The sequence below is a fragment of the Vibrio sp. MM46 genome (assembly GCF_027587135.1).
GTDB classification, from domain to species: domain Bacteria; phylum Pseudomonadota; class Gammaproteobacteria; order Enterobacterales; family Vibrionaceae; genus Vibrio; species Vibrio harveyi.
In genome coordinates this window covers 1-5,007 of sequence record NZ_JAPPTO010000057.1, presented here as the reverse complement: position 1 = coordinate 5,007, position 5,007 = coordinate 1, and the positions used below count along the sequence as shown (strand labels likewise).

The window sequence follows — 5,007 nt, the reverse complement described above, 5'->3', positions numbered from 1 at the left end:
GGTAATCGGTGGTGCTTCTATCATTCCTTCCCTCGCGGCTGTTATCGTTGAATGGCTAAAAAGAAATGGTTCTCGGGAAGTTGTCGTCAAGTTTAGATATTTTAAGGTAGTACACTTGAGGGGTTATTCAACTAAAGAGGTTGAGAAAATCCTAGAAAAAACAAATGACCTGACAATTATTCAAACAAAGCCTGATGAACGCACATAACAAACGTTTAAGATGTCAACTTTCATGTTAAAGGCTTGGTTAATAACCAAGCCTTTTTATTAGCGGAAACTTATTTAACATATGATCTGTAATGCGAAGCTATAAACGCAGTACGGTAAATTACTTATCACTCACACTCCTCTAAGTAGTTCTTGATTGCTTGTCGCCCAACAAAGGCAGCGATGACTTCTTGCTGGTTAGGACGGAAGTAGTTACGTTCCATGAGGCTGACCAACATATCGAGCTCTTCGTTGGTTGCGCTTTGGTTTAGGGTGTGAGTTATGCTACAGTTCAACTGCATCTTAATTCTCCTTTGGGTTGGGGTGCATGCCTCTTAACATGGTCTGCAAACTGGTGTTATGAGGCTTTTTAATATGTAACGTCATATGTAAATACATATGACGTTACAAAAGCAATTACAGATTAAAGCACATTTGTACGCACTTTAGTAATTACAATTTTTCTTCCATCAATTTGATAACAGCCTCTCTAACAGAGCGAGCCTTGAGCTCTTTTGTTATGTATTGCATTAGCGCATACTCATACACTGAAACGCGAACAGTTGCGTTACCAGAGCGGACCAACAAGCCGTTATCTTTGTTTGCTTCTATGAAAGCTAGTAACTCTTCATGATTCATGTGCTCTATTTGAGACTTGGCTTCCTTCCAATTTGAAGATAATTTATTGGCATATTCCTTCTGCTTATCACGATTTAATTGTTTCATTTGCTCGACCGTCAAAGAACTATCCTTATCAAGTTCCGTCGTTAACTGTCGATTAGACAAAAGGGGATCTTTCATAAGATAACCTCATGGATAAGTTTAGAGATGTCATTTCGTATTTTAGACGTTGGTTCTTGGTCAAAACGCAATCTGTTAACAATTACTGATTTAGCCACCTTAATGTTGAACGATTTCAACATCGCTTTGGATTTCAAGGTTTCCTTATCAGCTTCTCGATAACAACGATTTAAAACAAAAACAGCTTTGTCTCTAACATTAAACTGATGTAACAGATGAGCAACTGATAAAGCACGATCTAAATCAGTTTCAGTTGGTTGAACTGGCACAATTATTAAATTATCACTATCGGCTTGAGCAATAGCTTCAAGCAACGTTCTATTGATTGCCGAGTCTGCACCTTGTGTATCATATAAAAAGAAATCAGCGTTATTAGGTTCGTTTAAAGAACTAAGGAACTGCTCATATGTTCCTTGAGGGTCAGTGTCTTTCCCCCAAACATCATATCCTAACCTGCTCAACTCACGATGAATTTGTTTGATCAAAGATGACTTACCGACACCACCTTTACTGCTCAGTAAAACAATACTTTTCATTACAATATTCCTTACATATGTACATAACAAACATAATACATAGATAAATACAAATGTAAATACATTTGTATTTATCTATGTATTGTTTTTTAGAGATCACATAAAAGGTTAGCTCATATATATGGTGTACGGGGTTTGAGGTCCAGCGGAACGGTTATGTACGCTAAGGGGGTTAACTATCTGATATATAAATATTTTAGACAGTAAAAACAAAGGATAAAATCGCGTCTATTAAATAGAAAATGGAATGATGATGGATATGGGGTTCTACACCGGAACCGCCGAAATTTCAGTTACCCTAGTTTGAGACCGCAACCCCTTATCATAGTTTTTCGTTCCGTTGCACCTTAGACCCCTAAGTCTGGACTTTCTGCTGAAATGGGCACAAAACCCCAGCAACCGTTCCGTTGGAGCTAAGACTCAATAACCTATGATATGATTACGGAAACGCCATTAGATAATGCAAATGAAAACACCAACATCGATACATGACGGATTGTTTAAGTCATTCTTAACCGTGCCAGAAACCGCAAAGGATTTCTTAAATATCCATTTGCCAGAACACATCAAACAAATCTGTAATCTCGATACGCTGCTGCTTCAATCCGGTTCATTTTTGGAAGAAGAGCTAGTGCCGTATTATTCGGACGTACTTTACTCGATGGAGACAGATAGTGGGGTAGGGTATGTGTACGCTTTGATAGAACACCAAAGCAGCCCAGACAAACATATGGGCTTTCGGATGATGCGATATGCTATTGCCGCAATGAAGCAACACCTAGATGCCGGTAATGACACATTGCCTTTGGTTGTTCCATTATTGTTCTATCATGGCAGAACAAGTCCTTACCCATACAGCACAAATTGGCTGGATGAATTTGAAAATCCAGAGATAGCGAAAGCACTATATAGCCAGGATTTCCCCTTAGTGGATGTGACGGTAATTTCGGATGATGAAATCATTCGGCATAAACGAGTAGCGCTGTTAGAGCTGGTCCAAAAACATGTGCAACAGAGAGACCTGTTGGATTTTACAGACACACTGGTTACACTGTTATTAGAACGTTTAATAACAACGAATCAATTAGACAGTTTAGTAGAGTATTTGCTGAGAGTAGGGGAGACATCAAATCTAGAAGGTTTGATGCGAACATTGGCCCAGCAAGTGCCGGAGCATGAGGAACGTTTCATGACAGTAGCAGAACAGTTAGAAGCCCGCGGTCGCGAGCAAGGTCTAAAGCAAGGTCTAAAGCAAGGCTTAGAGCAAGGTCGCCAAGAAGGGGAAGAGTTTGGACGCCAAGAAGGACGTCAAGAAGGTCAACAAGCAGCAAAACTTGCTATAGCTAAAAGAATGCTAGCAGCGGGTCTAGACAAATCGTTAATCTCCGAAACCACAGGATTGTCAGAGAAAGAACTGTTAGCGCTTATCAACTAATCACAAGCGCAAAATAGCGAGATGGGAACATTTCGCTATTTTTATCATTTAATTATGTTACACCGTAACTATATTGAAATATCGTTTATACCCTCCAACTCTCTTCTTTTGCTCAAGATCTGCGCAGATCAAATAAGATCCACCGCCCTGTCACTTTTCATCTCATGAGTCGCTGTGCGACGAATACCAGAACGCGCTCGCGTAGCGAGTAAGACGCTCTCTAACCCCACCAGATGAAGCCTAATGGTTTGATGAAGGTAACGGCACAAAAATTGCCCTTCGCCTTGCTAGAATGCGCGAGCGTAGCGAGTAAGACTTGCGCTGATATATCCACTATCTGGGTTTTTATGTGGTCGTTCCACGGTATCAGGCGTATATGCTCGATCGTTTCCCGTCGTATGACAAAAGAAAGGTTCAGCGCAGCCAGCCATGACGCAGTTCTTACCATCTCCACAGAGCTTGATGCTGGCTGTGGGTATCATTGAGCGAAGCGATTGTTTTTTAGAGGATCGATCAAGTTAGACGTGGGGGTGAGACTGACGCGCTATCGCTTGTCGGCTTCACACTGGCTCTACATGCAAGCATATAGCAGCCAGCGCGAACCAGTATTTAACATCAAATGTTTACTTAGATATTTATGTATATACGAAGTTTAACTACGGAGTACACATAAGCGCAGAGCGTTTTTTAGAGCCATCTTTGTTCTACTTTCTTGTTTCCTTTTCTTGCACTACCTTTTGAAATTAGACAGTGTTCTCTCACAACAATGTGAGCGCAGAGGCAATATTTAAGATCGAGCTAGAGAAAGTTACGCCGATATTGGTGAATATTTAAGCTAAAATGACGTACAGACGTGCGAAATCCTCCGCCGTTAAGCGGATACCTCTACACAGCTAGTGTGGGGAAGGGGAGTAGTGAGTCATTGCGGTAAACAGGTTCGATACGCTCTTGGCGTACTCATTACAACGAGTGGCGTTGTAGATTTCCTGAATGCCTGAAGCAATGGTACGGAAGTTCAACCAGTCGAAACGTAAGCCCTTTTTCTCCATGCGCTTACGAGAAGCGATGATCAGCTCACAAATGTTAGGGTAACGCACCACTTTGATGTCTCTAAAGAAAGCCTCTGTAAATTGCTTGTAAGCCGCAGCGCTGCGAACCGTACCTTCTGCATCATCCACACACACATTGATGCGTTCTGAATGCAAATAAGCGGCACGCTGTAAGTATTTAATCACCTTAGCGAACGACTTCGGAGAAATATATTCCCCCCAACGTAGCGCGTAGTCCTCTTGGAGCTGGTCATAGCTGATGGTTTTTAAGCCGGCTTCGGTTGGAATACCTATCCGTCCACCAATCAAATCGGTGTTAGGTAAAATACAAGCCAAGACTTTGGCTATCAAGGTTCGACACTGAATGTTATTGATGGCGGTGCCACCCCAAGCAAATAGGGCAGGGAAGCGCTGCGGGTTATGGATGAACTCTTGGCACGCTTTGAGGATAAACGCATACTCGTGAGGCAACTGAACCACCTCACCACTGCGCAACAGACGTCGGGCAGTAAAACCGATGTGGTAACTGTCCTGGTCTAGTTCAAGCTCGTCCAGCTTAGACTTAGGGCTGAGCACATCATGGTGCAGTTCGATCAATGCTTGTTTACGCTCTTTGCGCATCAGACGATACGCTTTATCGTATTGTGATTTGGCGAAGTTCGCGGAGAGGTTATCTGCAAGCATGAGACTCACTCTCTAAGCCATAACCGAATAAGATCAGAGTGTGATCATCTGATGCCCATGAGGTTATTACTGAGGTCTTGAGTCTGAGGTTCGCTTGCCATGGGCAAGACACAATTGGCTTATTCATGTTTTGATTCCACAAGATTTTTAGGGTTGTTTGGTTTCCACGCCAAACAATGAATGTTCAATCTACACAAGATCTGTAAAAAGATCAAATGCTTAAATTTCAGGCACAAAAAAGCCGTTCACTTGTGGGAGAACGGCTACTTTGCGAATGCTATATAGTTAGATTGGA

The 5,007-nt window shown here is 42.0% G+C and carries 6 protein-coding genes; 2 read left to right on the top strand and 4 right to left on the bottom strand.

The genetic code is table 11. The annotated features are described in order from the left end of the window. Window positions 1-208: hypothetical protein (locus tag OH459_RS27630; protein WP_269989771.1), on the top strand; the 208-nt coding region annotated here is incomplete at its 5' end. 127 nt (window positions 209-335) lie between these two features. On the opposite strand, the gene OH459_RS27625 is transcribed toward OH459_RS27630, so the two are convergent. The 3 genes from OH459_RS27625 to OH459_RS27615 all read right to left on the bottom strand — a co-directional run bounded on the left by OH459_RS27625 (window position 336) and on the right by OH459_RS27615 (window position 1,544). Further along, window positions 336-509 (bottom strand): hypothetical protein, encoded by a 174-nt coding sequence (locus OH459_RS27625; protein ID WP_269989769.1) that lies wholly within the window; start codon window positions 507-509, stop codon window positions 336-338. 151 nt (window positions 510-660) lie between these two features. Beyond that, entirely contained in the window at window positions 661-1,008 is a 348-nt protein-coding gene (locus tag OH459_RS27620; RefSeq protein ID WP_011988306.1) for a hypothetical protein, read from the bottom strand. After that, complete coding sequence (locus tag OH459_RS27615; protein WP_011988307.1) at window positions 1,005-1,544, bottom strand: ParA family protein; 540 nt, start codon at window positions 1,542-1,544, stop codon at window positions 1,005-1,007. Before OH459_RS27615 ends, OH459_RS27620 begins: the two co-directional genes overlap by 4 nt. A gap of 460 nt (window positions 1,545-2,004) precedes the next feature. On the opposite strand from OH459_RS27615, the gene OH459_RS27610 reads away from it, so the two are divergent. After that, a complete protein-coding gene (locus OH459_RS27610; RefSeq protein WP_269989761.1) occupies window positions 2,005-2,979 on the top strand; it encodes an Rpn family recombination-promoting nuclease/putative transposase in 975 nt (324 codons plus the stop codon). Window positions 2,980-3,872: 893 nt separating this feature from the next. Here OH459_RS27610 and OH459_RS27605 read toward each other — a convergent pair. Then, window positions 3,873-4,712, bottom strand: a complete 840-nt coding sequence (locus tag OH459_RS27605) for a hypothetical protein (RefSeq protein WP_269989760.1) — start codon at window positions 4,710-4,712, stop codon at window positions 3,873-3,875. Between the last annotated feature and the right edge of the window lie 295 nt (window positions 4,713-5,007).

Bases quoted from the DNA above. Each gene is read 5' to 3' on its own strand.
- OH459_RS27605 (WP_269989760.1), bottom strand. From the start codon at position 4,712: ATGCTTGCAGATAACCTCTCCGCGAACTTCGCCAAATCACAATACGAT.
- OH459_RS27615 (WP_011988307.1), bottom strand. From the start codon at position 1,544: ATGAAAAGTATTGTTTTACTGAGCAGTAAAGGTGGTGTCGGTAAGTCA.
- OH459_RS27620 (WP_011988306.1), bottom strand. From the start codon at position 1,008: ATGAAAGATCCCCTTTTGTCTAATCGACAGTTAACGACGGAACTTGAT.
- OH459_RS27610 (WP_269989761.1), top strand. From the start codon at position 2,005: ATGCAAATGAAAACACCAACATCGATACATGACGGATTGTTTAAGTCA.
- OH459_RS27625 (WP_269989769.1), bottom strand. From the start codon at position 509: ATGCAGTTGAACTGTAGCATAACTCACACCCTAAACCAAAGCGCAACC.